The following is a 24,273-nucleotide window of genomic DNA, read 5'->3' as shown; positions in this document are numbered from 1 at the left end:
CGTTAACATTGACTAAATTTGCACATCCTTATATACCGAATACGGAACCGAAAATTAAGGAACAAATGCTCAAAGAAATTGGTGTAGACAGTGTTGAAGATCTATTTGACTCGATTCCGGACGATCTGCTATTCAAGGGGAAATTGAACATACCTGAAGGGCTATCTGAACTGGAATTACGTAAAAAGGTTATAGGGACAATTACTAATAATACGAGCACACAAGATGTAATTAGCTTTCTAGGAGGCGGATGTTGGGAACATTACATTCCTGCTGTGTGTGATGAAATAAACTCCCGTGCTGAATTTTTGACTGCATATGCTGGAGATGAATTTGAAGATCATGGTCGCTATCAAGCACTTTTTGAATATCAAAGTTTAATGGGAGCTTTGCTGGAGATGGATGTCGTCAACATACCTACATTTGACTGGGCGCAGGCCATCGCAACTTCTATTCGTATGGCGGCACGTAAGACAGGAAGATCGATTGCTCTCGTATCCGAAACGATCTCTCCTGAACGGCTCCAAGTCGTTAAAAACTATTGTTCACCAGCTATCACAATAGAATTGGTTGAATATGACAAAGTTACTGGAAGAATGCGTATTGATCATCTACAAAGCAAACTCAATGACGCTGTTGCTGCGGTGTACTTTGAAAATCCGAGCTATCTTGGTTTTATCGAGACAGAAGGTAAAACAATCACTAGTCTGGCACGAAGTGTTGGAGCAGAGTCGATTGTCGGGGTAGATCCGATTTCATTAGGTATTCTTGAAACACCAAGCAAGTATGGAGCTGATATTATTTGTGGAGAACTTCAGTCTTTAGGCATTCATATGAGTTTTGGCGGAGGTTTATCGGGGTTCATTTCCACCCGGGATGAAATTGAATATGTTCAGGAGTTTCCTTCTCGCTTATTTGGTATTGCACCTACCATTGAAAAAGGGGAATACGGATTTGGTGATATTTTATACGATCGTACTTCCTTTGCAAAGCGTGAAAAAGGAAAGGAGTCGGTTGGCACTCAGACATCCATGTGGGCTTTGACAGCAGGTGTCTATTTAGCACTAATGGGACCGCACGGAATGGCAGAAGTGGGTGAACTCATTATGCATAATTCACGGTATGCCATTGAGAAATTAAAAGAAGTGAAAGGTGTTAATCCTTCGAAATTTGGAAGCTTGAATTTCAAGGAATTTGTAGTTGATTTTAATGCAACAGGTAAGACAGTGGAAGAAATTTCACGTGCCTTAAAGGACAAAGGAATCTTTGGTGGAATTGACTTATCAAAAGAATTTGAGGGATTTGGAGAATGTGCGTTATTCTGCGTAACAGAAATTCACTCCAAAGAGGACATCGATACATTAGTTACAGCTTTAAAGGAAATTGTTGAATAAGAGAGGGAGGAATGAAGTTGAAACCACAAAAACTGGATAACCGCGAAGTGCGGGCATTTCAACAAGCTAAATGGGATGAACCGCTACTATTTGAGCTACACACAGCGGGGCAAAGAGGCGTACAATTGCCAAAAGTAAATCCTGCAATTCAAGAGGTAACAGGAGATGCACTGGCTGAAATACCTGCTGAATTGCGACGTGGCAAAATTGAAGAGTTACCTGAAATTACTCAAAATCGTGTTCTTAGACATTATTTACGTTTATCGCAAGAAGTTATTGGCGCGGCAATGAATGTTGAAATGGGTCAGGGAACTTGTACAATGAAATATTCTCCCATAGTGAATGAGGAATTTGCTGCACATTCAAAAATGACTGCTTTGCATCCGAAGCAAGACGTAGATACAATACAAGGTATTTTGGAAGTCACGCATAAATTAGATCTTTACATGCGAGAAATTTCAGGCATGGATAAGTTTTCATTTCAGTCTGGTTCTGGTACACAAGCGCTATTTGCCATGGCATCTATGGTGCGGGCGTATCACGAATCCAGAGGAGAAGGTGACCAACGAGATGAAATCATTACAACAATTTTCTCTCATCCATCACAGGCTTCTACAGCAGCTGTAAAGGGGTATAAAATTATTACATTATACCCTGACAAGGATGGCTACCCGGATATTGAAGAATTAAAAAAGGTAGTTTCTGATAGGACCGCTGGTTTTGTAGTCGCTAATCCAGAAGACACGGGAATCTTTAATGATAAAATTAAAGAATTCACACAGATTGTACATGATGCCGGTGGGATTTGTTATTACGATCAAGCGAATGCAAACGGATTATTAGGCATTACACGCGCGAAAGAAGCCGGTTTTGACATGTGCTTCTTTAACTTGCACAAGACATTCTCAACACCTCATGCATCTGGTGGGCCTGCAGCAGGCGCTTTAGGGGTAACGGATAAATTAGCAGCTTATTTACCAGCGCCTTTGGTAGAGAAAGTTGGGGATCAATACGTATTGAATAATCACATTGAGCATTCAATCGGCAAGGTCCGTTCCTATCATGGTGTGCCTCAAAACATATTAAGAGCATATGCTTGGATTCGTGCACTCGGAGCTGAAGGAATAAAGGCGGTCGCGGAAATTGCAGTACTGAATAACAACTATTTATACAAAAAGATACTAGAAATACCAGGTGCCAGTGCTCCGTATATTGAAGGCAAGAGGCTTGAGCAAGTGCGTTATAGTTGGGAGAAACTGACCGAAGAAACGGGTGTGACAACAGACGATATCTCGAGAAGGATGGCCGACTTTGGTCATCAATACTGGACAAGTCATCATCCGTACGTTGTTCCGGAACCTTTCACGCTAGAGCCGACAGAATCCTATTCTAAAGCGGATTTGGATGAGTATATTAATTCTTTGCGTTATATTGCAAAAGAAGCATATGAAAACCCTGAAAAAGTAAAGAATGCACCTTATCACGCCGCAATACATCGTATAATCGATGAAGATTACTTTGAGAATCCAAGCAAATGGGCAAACACTTGGAGGGCGTTGCAAAAGAAACATGGTGGTATAGAAGTATTTTATAAAGAATAAGAAGACTTGTTGATAATGAAAGGAATTGGCATTAGGCAGATACACCATTTGGCGGACTGGCGAGAGCTCATGAAACCAAATGGATGGCGTCTGTCTTTTGTCTTTGTATTGCTGAAGTCAAAATCGAAACAGAGTTTTAATTTTCAAAATGGAGTTGAGTCGCTAAATGAAAATGAAAGGCAAACTAATCATTGGGGCCATCCTTGCGATTCTAGCAAGTGCTTCCTGGGGTTCTATGTACCCGATTGCTGAATCTGCTTTAGTACATATAGATCCTTTTTATTTTGCATTAGTAAGGTACATCCCGATTGCAATAATTTTTAGCGTCGTACTCTTCATCGTAGAAGGGAAAGCCGCTTTTCGTTCTGAAGGAAATTTCGTACATATTATATTTTTTGGGATAATGGGTTTCACAGTATATAACTTGTTTATATTTTGGGGGCAGCACTTACTAGGTGGAGAAGGTGTCATTTTGGCTTCTGTTATGGAGTCCTTATCTCCTGTTATATCGATTTTAGTAATATGGATTGTGTATCGTCAAAAAGTACATAAATTCACCATAGTCGTAATAATAGGTGCTTTTATTGGTGTCTTATTAGTAATTACAAAAGGGGAGATGTCTTCTTTGCTTGCCTTTAATCGACTGATCCCGTTACTCATTCTGCTAATTGCGGCAGGCGGCTGGGCTTTTTACACGATTGGGGGGAGTCGATTTCCTGACTGGTCCGTACTGCGCTACTCTACATTAAGTGTGATTTACGGGACAATCATTTCAACACTCGTCATTTTAGTTATTAGCGCAATGGGACTTGTGCCTATACCAAAATTAGAAGCAATCTATGACATTAGATTCCATATTATTTATATGATTTTGATACCAGGCCTTTTATCCATTCTCTTGTGGAATCAAGCTGTTGTATTTTTAAAGCCCATTAATACAATCCTCTTTATTAACGTTGCGCCTATCACAACAATTATTATTCAAGCTATTCAAGGTCACGCCATCTCTCATTTCGAGCTAATTGGAGTTGCCATCGTCTGTTTAATGATTGTACTTAATAACCTACACCAGCGTTGGGAAATTAAAAGACGAAAAGCTTCCGACGCTGAAATTGAGGACGAAGCTCAGTTACTTAATCCAGAGGACTACTAACTGCTCATTTTGCACTACTATAATGTTCTAAAAAGATTATCGTACCTGCTTCATGGCGTACCTCTGCTTTCTTGTCGCATAGAGGGACTGCTGAAACAATTCTATCCCAGCAGCCCCTCGGCCTAAGCGATCACCCCGTATCCCCGACCCTACCTGTCCCACAAGCCCCTTGTCAATTACAAAATATTCATGTTAAAGTTAATGGCAAATAAGGGCAGAAGGGAGTTGTGCGTCGTATGGACTTTAACCGAATGGATGAACGCTTCTTGAGGTACTCCAGAATAAGTTTCACGGCACTTCTGTCAGTAATGATCGGGATTGTCTATTTGTCTCCTTCTGTCTATTCAAGTGACGCGCCGTCCAAAGATGCTTATTACGTGTCGGTCAATGGGAATGACGATAATCCGGGTACGTTCGAGGAGCCTTGGCGTACGATTCAGAAGGCGGCGGATACGCTCATTGCGGGTGAGGCGGTATTCGTGCGGGGAGGCGTTTACGAAGAGTTCGTTCGGATTCATCGGTCGGGTTCTGCGAAAGACGGTTATATTACATTTCAAGCGTATCCAGGAGAGCAGCCGATCCTTGAAGGGAAGAACTTGACGCCAACAAGTCGCAACCAATCCCAATTTTTTATTCACAAAGCGAGTTATGTAGTAATTGAAGGGTTTGAAATACGCGGACTCACGTCGGACAGCCCGCACGATTATTTGGCGGGTTTGAAGGTGAGTGGAGGCGGATCGCATATTGTTATTACGAATAATGATATCCATAGCATTTCGAACTTGGCGACGAAGGGAAATGCCCATGGCTTACTCGTCTACGGCGATTCATTGACACCGATTTCGTCTATTACGATAACTGGGAATGAGATTCATCATTTAACTTCCGGGTCGAGTGAATCCTTAACGCTTGACGGAAATGTGAAAGACTTTGTCATTTCCTTTAACCACGTACATCATAACAACAACATTGGCATTGATATTATCGGCCATTATCAAACGTGTTCTGCTCCTTGTGTGGACCAGGCGCGAAACGGTATTGTTGCCAATAATCTCGTTCATCATATAGACACTTCACAGAATCCTGCCTATGGCAATACAGGCGTGCGTGCTGCTGCCGGTATTTACATCGATGGGGGAACAAATGTCATTGTCGAAAATAACGAAGTGTACAACAGTAATTTTGGCATCGAACTGGCGAGTGAAATTCCAGGAAAAGACACAAGCCATGTGACAGTGCGCAATAACTATTTGCACCATAACGATGGCGCAGGGATGATTATGGGCGGATCAAGTTCCACGAATGGCGGGGCTCGTCAGAATCACGTCGTTAACAATACGCTCTATATGAACGATACGATGCAACAAGGATATGCAGAAATTACGTTGCAGAATTACAATGTGGACAATGCATTCTTGAACAACATCATTTATACGTTCCCAAATAAGCGCTTCATTAAAATGAGTGGAACGAATGGCAAGGGAAATTTAATTGACTATAACGTTTATTATCGGACTGACGGAGTGGATGGGAAAAGTTGGCGGTACAACGGGATTCGCTATCAAACATGGACTGCTTTTAAAAATGCGACTGGTTTTGACCAACATTCTCTTTTCGCAGATCCACTATTTATGGAAATAGACCGATATGGTCCTTACTTGTCTGCTCAATCGCCTGCGGTCAACCGTGGCTCGCTGGATGTGATCGGATCGATGCGAAATGATTTTTACAACAAGCCACGCGTTGAAGGTGGGCGAATTGATGTTGGAGCCGCGGAATATCGTGATGGTCACATTCCGAACAAACCAGTATACGCCCCAAGCAATCCGCCGACTGGACAAGGGGAGCCGTGGCCGGATGAACTACAACCAGAACAAGGGAAACCGTCAAAGGGTGAAATAGGAGCCAAGCTAGTGGACGTAACAATTGATGGAATCGGTAATGATTGGTCATCGTTCCCTGCTCTTCACACAAGTGAATCGAATGTAAGAAGTCTTAAAGCGTTTAGGACGTTGGATACGTTGTATGTACTTGTGGAAGGTCATCGGCTGACGGAGAAAGGCCAGTTGTTCATCGATATTGGTAACGGAGTAAAAGCGTTCGAAGCGCCTTACTGGTCTTCCAATCAATCAAGTTTCCTAATCGAAAATGGAACGCTTTATCAATACAACGGCACGGGTGGTACGAACTGGAATTGGTCGAAAGTGACAACTTATCGGAAGACGAACCGCTATGCCTTCAGTGCAACGGCAGTAGAATATGCGATCCCGCTAGCGGATTTAATCGGTGTCCACCAAACCGTTTTAATTGGTTATGTGTGGAACGATTCACCGAGCGATAAACTACCGATGACAAGTAAGATGGTCACGATTGACGTAAACAAGACTACAACTGAATAAGGTAGGAAGACTGGGATAAAAGATTTCAACAGAAAATACTTAAACATGCGAATTGGCGGCACAGCTTTACGGCCGTTTTCTAAGCAATATTTACTCTTTAAATCTTCGAGAATGAAGCTGAATTCAACAAGTTCGTTTATTTGACGTAACATATCATCTCTTGACGACGATATCGTAAATTGCCATATATGGACTGAGATATAGGGTTTCTTGATATTAGAGATCATAGGGAACACCACCTGGATTTAACAAGTTAATTATGCAATAAAGACAGCGATCCATTCCTTGATGAAAGGGCTGAATCGCTGTTTTTATATTTTTATTTAACGGGAGTTCCGTTGATTGGAGTGGAGAGCGGCGACTCCTGTGGGATTAGCGGGACAGGTGAGACCCCGCAGGAGCGAAGCGACGAGGAGGCTCACCGCCCGCCCCACGGAAAGCGTCCGCTCGGAACGTAAATCAACAATTCTAGCATAAGTTCCTTTAAGTGGGATTTTTCAGTGAACTCCAAATTCGCCAACTGCATTTTTTTATTTTCATGAGTGGAGTGCAGAGGGACAGTCTATTTAGCAATTTGTCCTAGCGACTTTTATTTTGTCATCTAGCATATTTAACACGCGCCAAAAGTATGATAATAGATAGATAATATACTAATTGTATAGTGAAAATTCCAATGTAAGAGTTTTTTAAGAATCCATTAGTATAATGGTCTATACTACTTTTTACATTTACTGACTCTTTTAATTAAATGAAAGCTCTTTTATAGATGACTACTGTCTCAGCAGTTTGTGAGTTGAAAAGGAAGGTGAGATACAAGTGAAGGTTTTAATTACAGGTGGCTATGGCTTTATCGGCTCGCACGTGGCAGAACGTTTTCACCAAGAAGGTTATGACGTAATCATTATCGATAACTTGACGACGGGCAAGAAAGAGAACGTTACGATTAAGCACAAAAGTTATCAATTATCCATTGAAGATCCGAAATGTGTAGAAGTGTTCAAGTCGCACAAAATTGAAGTGGTTGTGCATCTTGCTGCACAAGTAAGTGTCGCCAATTCTGTTTCTAATCCAATCGCGGATGCTGGCTCTAATATCGTTGGACTTGTCAATATGTTGAATCTCGCTACTACATATGGTGTTAAGAAATTTATCTATGCGTCATCTGCGGCTGTGTACGGCATCCAAAAGGAACTTCCGATTACCGAAGAGATGGAATGTACACCCATTTCACCGTACGGGATGAGCAAACTGAGTGGTGAAATGTATTGTGAGAAGTGGGAGCGATTATATGGTCTGCAAACGCTCGGTTTTCGTTTCTCAAATGTTTATGGACCACGTCAAGACGCGATAGGAGAAGGTGGCGTCATTTCGATTTTCACAAACCGATTGTTGACGGAGCAACCGCTTATACTCCATGGAGACGGTGACCAGACGCGGGATTTCATCTATGTTGAAGATGTTGCTTTTGCAATTTATCGGGGAGCGAATAGCCCGCAAACAGGCATTTATAACTTGTCGGTCAATGAACAAACGTCCGTCAATCGGATTATCGAAGTGCTCAACGAAATCCAGCCAGTTCCTGAAATCATTCATAAGGAAAAAAGGGCTGGGGATATTGAGCATTCCGTGCTGGATAATCGAAAAGTAATGCGAGATTTAGATTGGTCGCCGTTATATACAATTGAGGAAGGTCTTGCGAAAACAGTAGCCCATTTTAAAAAAGAGTCTAAAAAACCGCTGAAAGCTGAAAAACGTGCGCCTTCACCAGCCCGCGTAAAGGCGAGGAAAATCCTTTCAAAAGCGATTCCTACGTTGGAAACGCTCGTTGCTTTCAGTCTAATTACATGGCTGACGTTCATTTACCCCAGTAGTGGTAGTGGCGTGATCGATTTGAAATTGTTCTTTATTACCATCATCGGGATTATGCACGGTAGTCGTCAAGCAATGCTTGCTGTCGTCCTGTCAACGGCTTTGTTCACCTACCAGAAACTCGAAGGTGGCCGTGATGTCATTTCACTGACGTATGACACGGACTTCTTCTTTCAGTTGGCGATTTACTTATTTGTCGGACTTGTCATCGGTTATACGATTGAGCGGAAAAAAACGATTATCAAACAGCAAGCGTACGAGTTGGATGAGATGAACAACCGCTATGTTTTTCTCGACCGTATTTATACGGATGTGCGGGATGTAAAAGATGAATTGCAGACGCGCATTTTAAATGCAGGGGATAGCTACGGGAAGATTTATGCCGCCACAAAAGAATTGGAAAGCTTAGAACCTGAACATGTCTTCAATTCCGCGGTTAGTGTCGTGAAATCAATTATGCATGTGAAAAAAGTAAAAATCTATGTTGTGAATAAACCACAAACGTACTTGCGCCTAATGGCCAGTTCGGGATATGACGCGAGTGGATTAGCGAAATCGTTGAAGGTTGCTGAGCATGCCTATTTGAATGAAGTCATTAACACTGGAGCAATTTATCGGAATGAGCATTTGCGGGAGGATGTGCCGTTAATGGTTGCGCCGCTCTTCCATAACGAGAAAGTGACCGCAATCATCGCAATTGACGATTTGTCTTTTGAAAGCTTTTCGATGTATCACCAAAACTTGTTTAAAATTACGACGGACTTGATCTCATCTGCGTTGAACAAAGCATTTACACATATTTCAGCAACTGAATCACAACGTTACTATGAGGATTCCATCATTTTAAAACCTGAAGTATTCAGCGATATCGTTACCTCTAAGAAAAAGATGTATGAAGACTATGGCGTACCTTATCTGTTATTGAATACTGAGTGCTTTGACCTTTCTACGAGTGCTACTGCCGAATACTTATCGACGAAGTTAAGAGAGACGGATTATCTTGGAATGGATTATGCAGGAAATTTGCTCATTCTCTTAACGAATACGAGTAAGGATGATGAAGAGAAAATTGTCAACCGACTGGCACACGATTCCATTATTCTCACAGCAACAGAGGAGTGAACGAGATGTTTTGGTTAATCTATAGCATTTACGTACTACTATCTTTCTTGCTGATTGTTGTATTGTATCGGAAGTCTTGGCAAGACCGACTTCTAAAAGCGGTCAGTATTGCCGCGCTTCCTGGTATTGGATGGCTGTTGCCGATATTTTGGTCGAAACGATTGATCGGTGAGGGCAAGGAAGACTTTGAAGAATTCATTACACGACAATCGGAAGAGCATCAAGTGAAGAGGATTGGCATTTATCAGCATATCGAGCGTCAACAAGAACTTGATGTCATTCCGATTGAAGATGCACTTCTAGTCAGTGAGCACAAAACACGCAGACGCGTGCTCATTGATATGTTGAAACAAGATGCTGTCAATTATTTGGAGATTTTACAAAGCGCAATTAGCAATGAAGACAAAGAGACTTCATACTACGCAGTGAGCGCAATTATGGAGGCAAAGAGGAAACTACAACTTGCTTTGCAAGATTTCTCGGTGAAATTTGAGAAGGATCCGACAGATTTGCTCGTCGTGAAAACGTATGCGGAAGTATTGCATGACTACATGAGAAGCGGATTTTTAGACGAACGGACATTGCTGAAATATCGCTATATATATCGTGCGGTATTAAAACAGTGGCTGCTATTGGAACCGCACCATGAATGGGCGTATCAAGAAAGTGTCGATCTCGAATTGGCACTTGGATCGTATGTAGACGCTGAACGAATCGCTCATGCTTATATGGAGGCGGTACCGGACAGTGAGAAAGCGTATGTAACGATGATGAAGGTCCATTATGAAACCCGTTCAATTCAACGGCTGCACGAAACGTTGGAAAGGTTGAAGAATTCACCCATTAAATTATCTAGCGAAGCGCTTACGATGGTGCGGTTTTGGTCAGAAGGAGCGTAACAATGAAAAGAGATGTGAAGTTACAAAAGAAAGTATACATCATACTACTGTTTGTTCTGCTGTTGGCAGGTGTGTCGCAATTAACCCGATCTAAACTCGTGTTGACTTCTACTGTAAATGAGCAGACACATGAACAATATCAAGCAATAAAAGAAGATTATTTGGCGATGAATTTGGAGCAATCTCTGCCGGCATCTACGCATCAGGATTATTGCTTGGCGTATGACAGCGAGGATGAATTGAGCGTTCGTATTAAAGACAATACCGAGCGTGTACTCGGTTATATGCAACAGCCTTATTCAACAATCGATTTGGATGCAACCAGTCTTCAAGTACAGAACTGTCAAGCCGTCTTGTTGACAGCTTCTGTTGATAGTGTGGAGTATGAAATTCCCGCCATTTTGGACTTCATCGAAAATGGGGGGTATCTGTTTTGGATGCGCTCTGATAATCCTTCTGATGCGTTTATTAACATACACCGAAAATTAGGCATCGTAAATTTTGAATACTTACAAGGCAAGTATGGCATTACGCTTACTTCTAACGTTTTAATCAATCAAGCAGGCGCTCGCTACGAAGGGGACTTCATTTACAATGACGTGCTCCCTGTAGAGTTGGATGAAGAAGTGGAATTGTTGGCAACGACGACCGATCAAAACCCGCTCATGTGGAGAAAACAGTTTGGCGAAGGCGCTTTCATGGTGTTTAACGGAAGCAATCTTTCCGGCAAGGACGCAAGAGGACTTATCGCTGGCGGCATCAGCCTCCTTGCGCCCGATTACATCTATCCGATTTTTAATACGAAATTATTCTACATTGATGATTTTCCTGCACCCATTCCTCAAGGGATTGACGCCTTGATTTATCAAGAATATAAAATGGATATTCCGACTTTTTTCCATGATATATGGTGGCCGCAAATGCTTAAAGCGGCGAGCAACTTCAACGTGAAGTATACAGCAGTAGCGATTCAAACATATGGGGATCAAGTCAAACAGCCTTTTACGAGTTTAGGTGATGAGGAATTGCATAACGTAATCCGATATGGACGGGAAGTGCTGAAGAGTGGTGGTGAAATAGGGGTCCATGGATACAATCATCAGTCGCTCCAGATGAATCAAGAAATAGCCGATTATTTTGGTTACAAGCGATGGGAAACGATTGAAGATATGGAAGTGTCCATTGAAACCATGTTGAATTATCTCGAGCAGGCATTTCCGCGTTACAGCATGATGTCCTATGTACCGCCTTCCAATGTGCTTGACAGTGAAGGAAGAAGAGCATTAGTCAGTGCTTGGCCAAATCTTGCAGTCATCGCTTCTTTGTATATGCCTGACCAATTTAACCGCTCCTATGTACAAGAGTTTGAGATGGGGGAAGATGGCGTACTCGATATGCCACGTACTACATCGGGGTATTTTGACACGGATTACAACAGATGGGTGGAAGCGAATGCGATTTCTTCAATTGGTGTGTTTTCCCACTTCATTCATCCGGATGATTTGTTGGATGAAGAACGAGGGCGCCGACAAACGTGGAAAAGTCTATATGAAGACTTTGAAGAGTTGTTAACGCGGTTGCATACGACCTACCCGTGGTTGCGCAGCCTTACGTCTTCAGAAGCGGCGATTAGTGTAGCTGATCAATTGCAAAGCGGGATGGTTGTTTCAAAAGAAGGAAACACGCTTCAGGTCACGACTGCGACAACTTTGGATGAACATTATTTCATCTTACGTACGGATAAAAAAATCGGGAACATGCAACATTGTACAATACAAAAAATCGATAAGGGCGTTTTTCTAGTAAAAGCGACAAGTAATGATTTTTCTATGGAACTGGGTAGGTGACAAAATGAGGATTTGTATCATTGCAGAAGGTTCTTATCCTTACGTAACAGGCGGTGTTTCAAGCTGGATTCAAAGTATGATAAAAGACATGCCTGAGCATGAATTTATCATTTATGCGATTTCGCCGGAGAAAAAGCAAAGAGGTCAGTTCAAGTATGAGTTGCCGAAGAACCTCATTGAAGTACGTGAGTCATTTCTTGATTCCTATTTGGAAGAGAAGGTCAGGTGGGGGCGTAAATTCAAGTTGACGCATGAGGAAAAACGCAATGTGAAGTCGTTACTTGGAAGTGAAGGAGAGATGGACTGGTCAGCCTTTATCCGAATGGTCCGTAGTGCACGGTTTAACAACGTATCCGATTTTCTAACAAGCCGGGACTTTTACGATATTCTGCGCGAGTTGTGTGAGGAGCACTATCCACTCGTGCCTTTCACTGAAATGTTTTGGACGGTTCGCTCAATGATTTTACCGTTGCTTATCATTATCCGGGAGGATCTACCTGAAGCGGATCTTTACCATAGTGTATCTACCGGATATGCCGGCATTATCGGCGCTGTTGCGAAGGAAGTGTATGCGAAGCCATTTTTGTTGACGGAGCATGGCATCTATTCACGCGAGCGCGAGGAGGAAATCATCAAAGCGGAATGGGTGAAAGGATACTTCAAAGATTTGTGGATCCACTATTTTTATCGCCTCTCTTCAAGTGCGTACAACGGGGCAGATTGCGTGACGACACTCTTCAGCCGGAATAAGGAAATCGAAGTGGAATTGGGTTGCCCGGAAGACAAGATTAAGATCATTCCTAACGGCGTTTCAGTGACCGATTATGTAGAATTGCCGTCCACGAAACCGAACAACGAATTTTACATCGGGGCGATTGTCCGGATTGTGCCAATCAAAGATATAAAAACGATGTTACAAAGCTTTGCCATCATTAAGCAACAGTTGCCGAATGCCGTCTTCTACATTATGGGACCAACAGAAGAAAACGAGGCGTATTTCGAGGAGTGTGTACAACTCGTAAATGCTCTAGAACTTAAAGACGTCATCTTCACTGGACTCGTGCCGATTAAAGACTATATTGGCAAGATGGATGTGCTCATGCTAACGAGCATAAGCGAAGGGCAGCCACTTGCGATTTTAGAAGGAATGGCAGCTGGAAAACCATTCGTTGCAACAGATGTCGGTAGTTGCAGAGAGTTACTTGAAGGGTTGGATGATGGCATTGGACCTTCAGGGCTTGTTGTACCGGTTATGCATTATGAACAACTTGCAAATGCTGCGGTGAAATTATGTAAAGATGAAAAGTTGCGTCTTGAAATGGGGACAAATGCATTTCAGCGGGTAGAGCGATTTTATCAACATGAAGAGGTCATTCGAAATTACCGTAGCGTATATGAAACGATAGGAGGTGGAAAAGATGGCGGGCATTGGCTTTGAGTTGAGAAAGATGTTTCGGGAGCAGGGCTTGGTAAATCAGTTGAAAGCTTATACCTATTCTTCATTGACAACGGTGGGACCGATGATTATGAGCATGGGGCTTATTGTCGCCTTGCAACGAATAACAGCGACAGAGCAGATGGAATATACGGATTGGGAATTGTATATTGCAACTGTATCTTATTGCTTCATCTTTTCCATCGTTTTAACGAGCGGTATTTCGATGGTGCTCACACGCTATACGGCTGACATGCTGTACGAAAAGAAATATGGTCGATTGATGTCAGCCTATTACGGAGCACTCATTGTCATGCTGCCCATTGCGGCGATAATCGGGGCGCTGTTTTTAAGTGGTGTGACCGCTGGATGGTTGTATAAGCTATCCGCATACTTCTTCTTTTTACTACTTATTATTGTGTGGATCCAAGGCGTCTTTTTATCTGCATTAAAAGATTATGTCCGCATTGTAAAAGGGTTTGCCAGTGGTTCTGTTACCGCGCTTGTGAGTGGTTGGCTGCTTTCAAGGTTAACGGGTATTGATCCGACGATTATACCGTTATTGAGCTTGGATATCGGTTTTTTGGTCATTGTCATCTTATCAAACTACCATTTTGAACAGCGCTTTCCACGTGCGGAGTACGGTTATTTCTTTGAATATCTTCGCTATTTCAAGAAGTATTCTTCGTTATTTTTTGCGGGGTGCTTTGTATACTCGGGCATTTACTTGCATAACTTCGTTTATTGGCTAAGCCCGAATGGGAGGGAAGTGGCCGATCAATTCCGCATTATGCCTTTTTATGATTTGCCGGTTTTCTATGCGTTCATAACCGTTTTACCGTCATTTGTCACTTTCGTCGTGGCTGTTGAGACGGCTTTTTATGAGAAATTTAGGGTTTATTATTTACAAATCATAAATGGTGGAACGATTCGGGATATCAAAGCGGCAAAGCAACAAATGCAGAAGACGTTAATCAAACAAGTTGGGTTTCTCGTAGAAGTTCAATTGTTATTCACCGTCTTATCCATTGCACTAGGGATCAAATTCTTGCCTAAAATCGGCTTTACGATGGCTCAACTGGATTTGTTCATCATTTTAGCGCTTGGTTACTATTTGTTCATCATCTTTTTCATGTTAACGCATATTTTAATGTATTTTGATGATCGTAAAGGGGTGCTCGGCATTAGTATGCTGTTTGCGCTATTGAATATTGGCTTCACTTACTGGATGATGCAAATCGAATTCGACGGGCTTGGGATGTTCATCGCTTCTGCTATTGTTGTCCTTCTCGTACTTGCAAGATTGTTGTACGTCCTCCGAAACCTCGACTACTATACATTTTGTGCGCAGCCGATTACTGTGGAGACCGCACGGAAAAAGCATAAACAATTTGGCAAAGCGACATCGACTGCGGCCTTATTGCTTGTTTCAACGATGTTACTGGCCGGGTGTATGCCGGATCGTTTAGCGGATGATCACGAAGGAACGGACGAACAGACTGAAGCGAAAGCCAATCGTGCATCAATGCCGGACGAAATCGACACACGATTACTAGAAGATAAAAGGTTGTATGAGCGGGATGAAGATGAGTCGCTCAAGACGCTGTATATAACAGTTCTACCTGACAAGAAGCAAAAAGACGAACCACTTGATTGGTATGGACTAAACCGTAAGACGGAAAAAACGTACGGCGAAAAGTTACCGATCATTATGCAGGAAGGCTTTAGTGATGAAGGTGCGCCGCGTTCAGGGATGTTCGGGTATGGAACGACGATGGAAAACGCGACAATTCAACTGCGGGGACGTTCGGCATGGAACCAACCGCAAAAATCATTCCGCATTAAATTAAACGACGAAGCGGGCTTATATATGGGGCAGCAAACGATCAACTTAAACAAGCACATTAGTGAATTTTCCCGTATGCGGAATAAGTTGAGTTTTGACTTAATGGAGACAATCCCGAATATGACGAGCTTGCGGACGCAGTTCATTCATTTGTATGTGAAGGATTTGTCAAGAGGTGAGGGGGATGCGGCTTACGAAGACTATGGTTTATTCACACATGTGGAGCAACCGAATAAGAAGTTTTTGAAGGCGCATATGCTCGATCCGAATGGCTATTTGTATAAAGTGCAGTTCTTTGAATTTGATCGGTATGAAGAATTTATTAAAGAAGAAACAGATCCGGATTTTGACCTGGAGCAGTTCGAGACGATTTTAGAAGTGAAAGGCCGAAAAGAACATGGCAAGCTCATTAAGATGCTCGAGGATGTAAATAATTTAAGTATGCCGATCAATGAAGTCATGCAGCAACATTTCGATGAGGAGAACTTTTTGACGTGGACGGCGATGAATATTCTGATGGACAATATGGATACAGAAGCGAATAACTTCTTCCTTTATTCACCCATCAACAATAATAAGTGGTACATCCTGCCGTGGGACTATGATGGAGGATGGGAGTTGCAAAGACAAGCTCAAACGATCCAAAGTTGGCAAAACGGGATTAGCAATTACTGGGTGTCGAAGCTTGCAAATCGCTATTTCAGGCAACAGGAAAATGTGGATAAATTAACCGCGAAGATTGAACAATTGCATGCAGACTATATTAATGAAAAACGTGTTGCCGAGCAGCTGGAACGCTACCGTCCAATTGTGGAGCCGTTTTTGTATCGCTATCCGGATATTCGGTTTTTGCCGAGTCATGCAGGCGATTATGAGGAAGAGTTACAAGTGCTCATGCAAACACCGGAAGCGAGTCTACAACGGTATTATGACGATTTGGAACGCCCGAAACCTTATTATATGGGGGAAGTTGAAACGGTTGGCTCGAAGCTGAAGTTCACATGGGACTTGTCATTTGATCTGCAAGACGATGAACTGTTTTATGAAATTGTTGTTGCGAAAGATTTAGCATTTACTGAAGTGGTGTTTGAAAAGAACGATCTTCGGTTGAATACAGTTGAGATTGCTAAGTTGCCAACAGGAACCTATTATTGGAAGTCGAGTGTAAGAGATGAGCATGGAAATCGTCAAACTGCATTTGATTTGATTGTTGACGACGAAGAGGTCCTCCATGATGGCGTTAGAGAATTTGAGGTGGAGTGATTGTTAGGACGCGAACGACGTAAATTACGGACGGAGCAAAAATACTATTTGCATATCCATGATTATTTATCGCTAAGGAATCGATTGTCCAGTGTAATGGATTTAGATAAACATTCCATCAATGAAGAAGGCTACAACATTCGTAGTCTCTATTTTGACGATCCGCACCGAACAGCGCTGACAACTAAAAATGACGGGATTTTCAATCGGGAGAAATACCGGATTCGGATGTATAACGATAGCAATGAGGTTATTAATGTAGAACGCAAGAGTAAGTTTGGAGAGTATGTCTGTAAGGAATCGGCTCCGTTGAGTTTAGAGGAATATACAGCCATTTTGGCGGGTGACTTTTCGTTTTTATTGCAACGGGAGGAACGTTTACTGCATGAATTTTACGCCGCCCTCACGACCCGCCATTATCGGCCGAGTGTGATAGTCGATTATTGGCGGGAGGCGTATGTATATACGTGGGGGAATGTGCGGATTACGTTTGATAAAAAGCTGTCTGCAGCGGTCAATACGTATGATGTGTTCGATCCGAATTTGACGTTAGAAGAAGTGTTGCCGACAGAGTTGACAATTATGGAAGTGAAATTCGATTCGTTCTTACCAGAGCACATACGCATGCTGATTAGCCCGAAAAGTCATGTTCGGTCTTCGATTTCAAAGTATGTATTATGCCGGGAAAAAACATTGCAGCATTTTAAAGAATGATGTGTGAATGGAGCAGACAAGATGAGTTTTCAAGATTTTTTTAAAAATAGTGTATTAAAGTTAGAGGCGTTTCGAACAGTTTCCTATTTTGATATGTTCTTTGGACTACTATTTGCATTCTTAATTGGTATGTTCATTTATTGGATCTACCGCAAGTCTTTCAGAGGTGTTGTCTATAGCTACAATTACAATATCTCGTTCGTGCTGCTGACGATGATTACCGCTTTAGTCATTATGACGATTAGTACAAATATTATCTTATCACTCGGGATGGTCGGCGCACTCAGTATCGTCCGGTTCCGAACTGCCGTGAAGGACCCACTTGATATTGTCTACATGTTTTGGTCTTTAGCTGCTGGCATCGCTTGCGGCGCAAGGATTTACCCTCTTGCCGTCGGCGGATCACTCGTCATCGGGCTTGTCGTCTTCTGGCTCTCCAAACACAAAATCCGTGAGCAATCGTTTTTACTCATTATCCGCCATACAGAAGAAGCCGAAGTGAAATTACGGACTGAGCTCATGAAATTAAAGACGAAATTGAAGTCAAAAACAGTCCGGAAAGGCTTCACGGAATTGACCGTTGAAATTCGGCTGAAGGATGACAATACAGCTTTTGTTCAAGCGATTGGTGACATTGAAGGCGTGAACGATGTGTCGCTTGTGCAGTATACGGGGGATTATGCGCAATAGGGGGATTTTTATGTGGGGGCGGTTATGCGGCGTTTGCTGGGATTATGCGGTGTTTGGGGCGGATATGCGGCGATTTCCGGAGTTATGCGGTGTTTGAGCCGAATATGAGCCGTTTTCCGGAAAAATGCTGTGTTTATAAGAAATATGCGGCGTATTTAGGGAATATGCCGCGATTGTTATTGAGCCGATGTACGAGATCGCGGGAGTTTTATATCTCCTATGCTCCCAGCTCGCGCCTAATGGCTTTTTACAAATTAAGGGTTTGCTTAGAGGTGAACCGCGATTTTTTTGAATATGCTGTGTTTGTAAGCATTATGCGGTGATTTCACGAGTTATGCGGTGTTTGAGCAGAATATGAGCCGTTTTTCGGAATTATGCTGCGTTTGATTTTTTATTGCGACAAAATATAGATTTATGCCATTTGTTTAGATGAGGAACGGTTTTCAAGTGTCTTGCATCGTTTAGATGGAATATATAATGGAAATTTTTGGGGGTTGGCCAACTGTCCGAAGAGTAGCTGTCATGTACCTTGAAAAGTTGTATCTTGTTTACAGATGTGAATACGAAAAATTGATCTTTGCAGTCAAATAATAGTCTTTCACTCATGACGATTTCATGTTAGTTCTTGATGTTTTGGATCTTTCTAAGAAATCGTCTTTTATTGCGTTACTTTCAGCTTACTACTTTGTTCTTTAATGAGTAAAATGTTCTATTTTGAAATAAGTTCTTTTTGACTATATAATTAGAAATACTATTTAAATAATCACTGCTTATTGAAGACTTAACTTGCAGCATATGAAAAAACACATCTTTTGGTCTAGGAATATATGATTACTTTTCATCGTAACGTGGTATAGAGGATGGGGGGAGTTGGTAGGATGACGACCTTTTATTCCATAACTTACAGATAGAAGGTAGATTTGATGAATGGACAATACGCTTATGGCTTTATGAGTGCTTTGTTTATAGCAATTGTTTTGTTTACTTTTGTGCAGAGAAGATGGGTGCAGGAGAAGGCTGCTCTTTTAGAAGAAAAAAGTCGATTTGTACATATCGTAGAAAACTCGAAAGACTTTATTTATTATTGTGAGATTTATCCCGAGCTGAAGTTTCAATATATCAGTCCTTCGGCAGAGCAGTGGATAGGTAAAGGTACCATTGAGCGTTCATTTGCAGACCCGCAAATGCCCTTTGATTACATCCATCCGGATGATTATGAATTGCTAATCAAGAAAGTGAAAGGTGAACTGGATTTCAGTAAGGGTATTATTCAACGGTGGCGCGACAGTGATGGCACGTATAGATATTTTGAGGAGTATGCGACACCGATTTATGAGAATGGACGGATTGTCGCCATGCAAGGGATCATTCGCAATATTGATGAAAAGATTGAACTGCAAAAGAATTTGAAGTATCGGTTATACCATGACTATTTGACGAGTCTATATAACCGTGAATACTTTGAGATTGCGCTTACGCGGCTTGATGAAAAAGAAGATACGCCGGTTACCATCATTTTATGTGACTTAGATGAACTGAAATATGCTAATGATCATTTTGGCCATAAACAGGGCGATGCTTTGCTGCAAGCGACAGGGGAACTGTTAAATCGTTTTTCTTCCGAAGAGATAATCGTTGCACGCATTGGTGGAGATGAGTTTGTTTTGCTTGTGGAGAATCAAACGAAAGAAGAAGTTAAACAACTCGTCCAAACAATAACTGAGGAAATACATATGAACAACCAGAATTCTGATCAAACTAAAATCCATTTATCGATTGGGTATTCTTACTCGCTTCATTCCATTGGAAAGATGACAAAACTTTTTACGGAAGCGGATCAGTGGATGTATCAACAGAAGAATGAGAGAAAACAATCTAGGGAGATTGGCTTTGTCCAGCAGTTAGAAGGAGAAACAGAAGAAGTTTGTATGCCGGTTGAATAGAACTATACGTGTTAATGACGAGTCAGTTTAATCTCAAAGTGGAGCATTCGGAGTTTGTGGTTGAGTTATAGTAAGTTCGTTCGAGAGGATCTGCATCTGTAAGAATAGGTGCAGGTCTTTTTATGTTTATGGAATATGCTGTGATTGGCGGGGTTATGCCGCGATTGGGCGAAGTATGCTGTGTTTGGAGGGAATATGCGGCGTTTGAAGGGAATATGACGAGATTGGAGAAAGTATGCCGCGTTTTAAAAATCTGAACTTCTTTTATACTTGTAATTCTTTGCTACTTTTTCTCGTGGGGGTTTCTTTGTCTTAGTTCTATTAAAATCGCGCCAAATGGGTCTTGACAATTCAAGGGGGTTGTTGGGGGGATTTGTATTGTGCTTGGAGATTTCTATTTTTTGTGAGGTTATGCGGCTTTTGAGCGAAGTACGCTGTGTTTGGAAGGAATATGCTGCGATTGGAGAAAGTATGCGGCGTTTTGAAGGAATATGCCGTGTTCGCTGACGTTATGCGGTTTTTGGATGTAGTATGCTCAGGGTAAGGAAGCATGGCCGGAAGTAGTTTGTTCTGCGCTGAATGTATGAGGCTCTAATCTTAGAGCAGTGTGCCACTTGACTGAAGCGAGCCATCCAGCACCCTAAAATAAGCCATCTAACGCGCGAAATAAAAAAGAAGCCAGTCCAAATTTGGCCGGCCTCTCCAATCCTTCTTTCAACTCTCGTCAAACGGCAAGAGAATGTAGATATTGGCTCCCAGCCCCATTACGACGGGCTGGATGAAGTGAACTTTCTTAATAATACCGAGTTTCACCAACTTGCGGATGCCGCGTCGGACGGTAGCGTTGGATTTCCCCGTTTCGTCTTGGAACGTTTTGTAATTCAGTTGGGCGACGCCGTTGTCGACTGCGTGGTGGCGAATGACGTCGAGTACTTTGCTGTCGGAAGTGGTGAGCGCTTTTGCGTGACGACTGGCGTGCAAAGTGGCGGCTGTGTCAATTTCCTCCGTTGTGGTGAATTTACTGTAGTGCTGTAAGCAGATTGTCATTTCGTATTCCTCCTTTACCCTCTATATAGCGAGGACTGATCAGAAAGGATACAGGTTGAAGGATTTTATTTTCAGGCTTCCTCATTTCGGTTTATTCACAAAAAGGAAAACGGGCCTAGACAGTTGTCTAAAGTCCGTTTACTAACCTATGCACACTGGTTCGCAATTAGTCGATCAATCCTTCTTCTTTTAAAAAGTCGATGGCGACGGTTTCGTATTGCTCTTTGTCGAGGTCGACGCGTGCGTTGAGTTTCTGCATTTTTTCATTGTCAATCGTGCCTGCAAGCATGTTTAGTACGTCTTCTAGCTCAGGATGCGCATCGAGTGTGTCCTGTCGGATGAGTGGAGCCGCGAAGTACGGCGGGAAAAGCTGCTTATCATCTTCTAGCACTTTTAAGTTGAACGCGACGATCCGGCCGTCCGTGGCGAATGCGTCAACAACGTCAATTTCTTTGTTTTTAATCGCGCTATACATGATGCCTGTATCCATCGATTTCACCGCGCCGAAAGAAATGCCGTACAGTTCCTGGAAGCCAGGGTAGCCATCTTTTCGTTCGAGAAATTCCGGTTCGGAGCCAAGTATGAAGTCATCAGCCACTTTGGCCAGATCCGACATTTTCTCAAGTTGATAGCGATCGGCATCTTCTTGACGGACGGTGAATGTGTAAGTGTTATTGAATCCAATCGGTTCTAGCCATACAAGGTCATATTTTTCCTTAAACACTTTTTTTACATAGTCATACGCCTCATCGGGGTCGGTGATGACGTCTTCTTTCAAGTAGTTCATCAAACCCGTGCCAGTGTATTCAACATAAACGTCATAACTGCCTGAACGAATTCCGTCGAAAGCAGGGGATGAACCGCCAAGAAACGATTCGTATTTAACGGTCAAATCGGTATGTTCTTCAATTAAATTTCCTAGTATATAGACCATGATTTCTTGCTCAGTGAAATTTTTTCCGGTAATCGTGATTGTGTCTTGTTTATTGCCAAAAGGCATTGCCAGCACAACTGCCACAATGAGTACTGCAGCAACTCCGGCAAGTGATACACGACTTGCAATTTTGCGCGCTCGCTTTGACATTTTGCCAGGTTGGGCTGCCATTTCGACTTTCTTTAGCACATAGTCTAATAGAATGGCGAGCAATGCGGAAGGGATAGCACCTGCAAGAATGAGGCCAGAGTTGTAAGTTTGCAATCCGCGGAAAATGAGGTCCCCTAAACCGCCAGCGCCGATGAGTCCTGCAATCGTCGCGACACCGACAATGAGAACGGCTGCTGTACGGACGCCCCCCATAATGACGCTCAGGGAAAGAGGGAGCTCAATCATCGTGAGCACTTGGCGACTCGTCATTCCCATCCCGACGCCCGCTTCAACGGTCGATCGGTCTACGCCGCGAATACCGATGTATGTATTGCGCAGAATCGGTAAAAGACCGTAAATGGTCAACGCGATAATGGCGGGTACTTTTCCTGTGCCGATAAAAGGTACTAAAAAGACAAGTAGTGCAAGGCTTGGAATCGTCTGAAAGACTGAAGTGATGCCGATAATAGGGTCTGCTATTTTCGGTTTACGTGTAAGAAAAATGCCAAGTGGCACGGAGATAATAATGGCAATTGCAATGGAGACCATGGACAGGTATGCATGCTCGACAAAAAGGCTCCAAATCATGGGCCAACGTTCAGTAAATACAGTTACGGTATCTTCATAAATTTCTCGAATGGTAAAAACCTCCTAGTGGTTAAATGAGTTCATTTACAACGAATTGTACGACGCTTGAACGTGTAACGAGTCCGAGAAGCTGGTCGTCTCGATCAATGACGGGAATGAACCAATAATTCGATTCAGTAATTGCTTTAAACACTTCTTCTGCAGGTTGGTCGACATAATAAGTGGGGATGTCGGTACGTTGGATGTCTTGTAAGGTCAACTTTTCATCGTTAAAGGATTTTTGTAAATCCCAAATCGTTGTAATGCCAAGGTATTTCTTCTGTTCATCAACAATAACAAGTGAGTCGACTCGTCGTTTTTGCATGAGTTTTAATGCTTCTGCGAGGCCGCGTTTTGGTGAAGCGGTGATTGCAGGAATGAGCAACGATTCTAGCGAAGGCAATGTCATGGAATCGGCGAGCCTGTTTTCACCAATGAAGTTTTTCACAAATTCATTCGCAGGACGTCGAATGATGTTTTCTGGTGTATCAATTTGGACAATCTCACCATCTTTCATAATACAAACTCGATCCGCAATTTTAAGCGCTTCGTCCATATCGTGCGTGACAAAAACGATGGTCTTTTTCACTTCACGCTGGAGACGCATCAGTTCATCTTGCAATTGCTCTCGGCTAATCGGATCGAGTGCACTAAACGGCTCGTCCATTAAAATGATATCTGGCTCTGCAGCCATTGCCCGAATGACACCAATACGCTGCTGTTGCCCACCACTTAGTTCTTTCGGATACCGGTCCCCGAACACGTCCGGCTCAAGTCCCACCATATGCATCAGTTCCTCCACACGGTCTCGGTAATTTGCTTCTGGCATCTTTTTCAGCTGAGGCACAAGGCCGACATTTTCCCGAATCGTCATATGCGGCAGTAGACCGATTTGCTGGATCACATACCCAATTTCCCGTCGCAATGTCACAGGATTGACTGTCGAAATATCCTTATCTTGAATTTTAATGGTACCGCCAGTCGGTTCAATGAGCCGATTAATCATCTTCATCGTCGTCGTTTTCCCACTACCACTCGGGCCAATCAGAACGAACAGTTCCCCCTGCCGGATCGTAAAATTCAGCTGTTTCAATGCCTCAAACCCATCCGAATACTTTTTTGAAACGCTTTCAAAAGTAATCAATCTTCCGCCTCCTTCAGACAGTTAGTTATCTTGCATACTACTAGTTTAGTTCGAATTCAGTGTGAAATCAAAAAATAGAGCTGGCGTAATCCGTCGTTTGTGCGTGTTATCGATCAAGTTCACAAAGTTATCTCCATTCCGGGACCTTTAACCTATTCCACAAAGTGACAGTCACCAATTATTAGTCTCCAGTTTC

15 protein-coding genes and 1 pseudogene are annotated in these 24,273 nt (G+C 42.6%); 12 read left to right on the top strand and 4 right to left on the bottom strand.

Annotated features, from left to right (window positions below):
* Positions 1–8 precede the first annotated feature (8 nt).
* From gcvPA to QT711_RS07765, 4 genes are all read left to right on the top strand, one after another.
* Positions 9–1,394 carry an aminomethyl-transferring glycine dehydrogenase subunit GcvPA gene (gene gcvPA / locus QT711_RS07780; protein WP_317943190.1) on the top strand — a complete coding sequence of 462 codons (1,386 nt, stop codon included), beginning with the start codon at positions 9–11 and terminating at the stop codon, positions 1,392–1,394.
* Between the two features lie 17 nt (positions 1,395–1,411).
* A complete protein-coding gene (gene gcvPB, locus QT711_RS07775) occupies positions 1,412–2,995 on the top strand; it encodes an aminomethyl-transferring glycine dehydrogenase subunit GcvPB (protein ID WP_317943188.1) in 1,584 nt (527 codons plus the stop codon).
* A gap of 166 nt (positions 2,996–3,161) precedes the next feature.
* Positions 3,162–4,148 (top strand): DMT family transporter, encoded by a 987-nt coding sequence (locus QT711_RS07770; RefSeq protein WP_317943186.1) that lies wholly within the window; start codon positions 3,162–3,164, stop codon positions 4,146–4,148.
* A gap of 236 nt (positions 4,149–4,384) precedes the next feature.
* Positions 4,385–6,547, top strand: a complete 2,163-nt coding sequence (locus QT711_RS07765; protein WP_317943184.1) for a right-handed parallel beta-helix repeat-containing protein — start codon at positions 4,385–4,387, stop codon at positions 6,545–6,547.
* 20 nt (positions 6,548–6,567) lie between these two features.
* Here QT711_RS07765 and QT711_RS07760 read toward each other — a convergent pair.
* Positions 6,568–6,774 (bottom strand): annotated as a pseudogene (locus tag QT711_RS07760) (IS5/IS1182 family transposase); the annotation flags it as partial.
* A 589-nt stretch (positions 6,775–7,363) separates the two neighbouring features.
* Here QT711_RS07760 and QT711_RS07755 point away from each other — a divergent pair.
* From QT711_RS07755 to QT711_RS07720, 8 genes are all read left to right on the top strand, one after another.
* Entirely contained in the window at positions 7,364–9,538 is a 2,175-nt protein-coding gene (locus tag QT711_RS07755) for an NAD-dependent epimerase/dehydratase family protein (protein WP_317943182.1), read from the top strand.
* A gap of 5 nt (positions 9,539–9,543) precedes the next feature.
* The gene (locus QT711_RS07750) at positions 9,544–10,437 is read left to right on the top strand and encodes a hypothetical protein (RefSeq protein ID WP_317943180.1); all 894 of its coding nucleotides are present in this window, start codon (positions 9,544–9,546) and stop codon (positions 10,435–10,437) included.
* 2 nt (positions 10,438–10,439) lie between these two features.
* A complete protein-coding gene (locus QT711_RS07745) occupies positions 10,440–12,284 on the top strand; it encodes a DUF2194 domain-containing protein (RefSeq protein WP_317943178.1) in 1,845 nt (614 codons plus the stop codon).
* Entirely contained in the window at positions 12,256–13,722 is a 1,467-nt protein-coding gene (gene pelF / locus QT711_RS07740; RefSeq protein ID WP_317943176.1) for a GT4 family glycosyltransferase PelF, read from the top strand. Before QT711_RS07745 ends, pelF begins: the two co-directional genes overlap by 29 nt.
* A complete protein-coding gene (gene pelG, locus QT711_RS07735) occupies positions 13,703–16,828 on the top strand; it encodes an exopolysaccharide Pel transporter PelG (protein WP_317943174.1) in 3,126 nt (1,041 codons plus the stop codon). The genes pelF and pelG overlap by 20 nt, the downstream gene beginning before the upstream one ends.
* The gene (locus QT711_RS07730) at positions 16,829–17,542 is read left to right on the top strand and encodes a polyphosphate polymerase domain-containing protein (RefSeq protein ID WP_317943172.1); all 714 of its coding nucleotides are present in this window, start codon (positions 16,829–16,831) and stop codon (positions 17,540–17,542) included. It abuts the gene before it with no gap.
* A gap of 21 nt (positions 17,543–17,563) precedes the next feature.
* On the top strand, positions 17,564–18,232 hold the full coding sequence (locus QT711_RS07725) for a DUF4956 domain-containing protein (RefSeq protein ID WP_317943170.1): 669 nt from the start codon (positions 17,564–17,566) through the stop codon (positions 18,230–18,232).
* Between the two features lie 923 nt (positions 18,233–19,155).
* Positions 19,156–20,175 carry a sensor domain-containing diguanylate cyclase gene (locus QT711_RS07720; protein ID WP_317943168.1) on the top strand — a complete coding sequence of 340 codons (1,020 nt, stop codon included), beginning with the start codon at positions 19,156–19,158 and terminating at the stop codon, positions 20,173–20,175.
* A 714-nt stretch (positions 20,176–20,889) separates the two neighbouring features.
* On the opposite strand, the gene QT711_RS07715 is transcribed toward QT711_RS07720, so the two are convergent.
* The 3 genes from QT711_RS07715 to QT711_RS07705 form a co-directional block, all read right to left on the bottom strand.
* Entirely contained in the window at positions 20,890–21,222 is a 333-nt protein-coding gene (locus QT711_RS07715) for a helix-turn-helix domain-containing protein (protein ID WP_317943166.1), read from the bottom strand.
* Positions 21,223–21,388: 166 nt separating this feature from the next.
* Positions 21,389–22,894: a glycine betaine ABC transporter substrate-binding protein gene (locus QT711_RS07710; protein ID WP_317943164.1), complete on the bottom strand. Its 1,506-nt coding sequence runs from the start codon at positions 22,892–22,894 to the stop codon at positions 21,389–21,391.
* Between the two features lie 70 nt (positions 22,895–22,964).
* Entirely contained in the window at positions 22,965–24,077 is a 1,113-nt protein-coding gene (locus QT711_RS07705) for an ABC transporter ATP-binding protein (protein WP_317943162.1), read from the bottom strand.
* Positions 24,078–24,273: the final 196 nt, after the last annotated feature.

The organism is Sporosarcina saromensis (assembly GCF_033253735.1).
Taxonomy (GTDB): Bacteria; Bacillota; Bacilli; order Bacillales_A; family Planococcaceae; genus Sporosarcina; species Sporosarcina saromensis.
The sequence above is the reverse complement of the archived record's forward strand: the minus strand, read 5'-3'. Positions and strand labels throughout refer to the sequence as shown.